At 77.8% G+C, this 1,098-nt stretch carries 1 protein-coding gene; it reads left to right on the plus strand.

Translation table 11 applies throughout. The features are described 5' to 3' along the window. Window positions 1–127: 127 nt before the first annotated feature. The coding region (locus ACFU6K_RS39535; RefSeq protein ID WP_380671585.1) for an aminotransferase class I/II-fold pyridoxal phosphate-dependent enzyme at window positions 128–1,098 on the plus strand (971 nt) is incomplete at its 3' end.

Raw genomic sequence — 1,098 nt, forward strand, 5'->3', positions numbered from 1 at the left:
GTCCCGAACAGCCGCCGGAGTGGATGACCAGCGAGGTCACCCGGGGCAATCGCGACAGGGATGGCCCGTCGATACTGTGCCGATCCGCACATTGCCCGACACGCGGTGGCATGCCAGAGTGCCGGGCATGAACCATCCGCTCGCGGCCGAGCCGCGCCCCTCCGCCCTCGCCGCCTCCGCCCCCGCGCACGTCTTCGACTGGCTCGACGAGACGGCCGCGATGCGGGCGGAGGCCGGGCTGACGCGGACGCTGCGCAGCCGGGCGGCGGACGACGCGGTGCTGGACCTCGCGGGGAACGACTACCTGGGGCTGACCAGGCATCCGGTGGTCGCCCGGGCCGCGGCGGACGCGGCGCTGCGGTGGGGCGGGGGCTCGACGGGGTCGCGGCTGGTGACCGGGACGACGGCGCTGCACACCGAACTGGAGGAGGAGCTGGCCGAGTTCTGCGGGGTGGAGGCCGCGCTGGTGTTCTCCTCCGGGTACACGGCCAACCTCGCGGCGCTGACCGCGCTCACCGACCCGGACACCCTGATCGTCTCCGACGCCTACAACCACGCCTCCCTCATCGACGGCTGCCGGCTCTCCCGCGCCGACGTCCACCGGGCCCCGCACGGCGACCCGGCGGCGGTGGCCGAGGTGCTCGCCGGGCGGGCGCAGCGGCGGGCGCTGGTGGTCACCGACTCGGTGTTCTCGGTGGACGGCGACGCGGCCCCGCTGCCCGCGCTGTCGCAGGCCGTCCGCGCGCACGGCGCCGCGCTGCTGGTGGACGACGCGCACGGGCTGGGCGTGCTCGGCCCCGGCGGCACCGGGGCGCTCGCCGCGGCCGGGCTGGCCGGGCAGCCGGACACGGTGGCCACCGCCACCCTCTCCAAGTCGCTCGGCTCGCAGGGCGGCGTCGTCCTCGGCCCGCGCCGGGTGATCCGGCACCTCACCGAGACCGCCCGCACCTTCATCTTCGACACCGGCCTCGCCCCGGCCGCCGCCGGAGCCGCCCTCGCCGCGCTGCGCCTGCTGCGCGCCGAGCCGGCCCGCGCCGAGCGCGCCCGCGAGGTGGCCCGCACCCTGGCCCGGCAGCTCACCGCCGCGGGCCTGCGGGC

The organism is Kitasatospora sp. NPDC057512 (assembly GCF_042802135.1).
Classification (GTDB): domain Bacteria; phylum Actinomycetota; class Actinomycetes; order Streptomycetales; family Streptomycetaceae; genus Kitasatospora.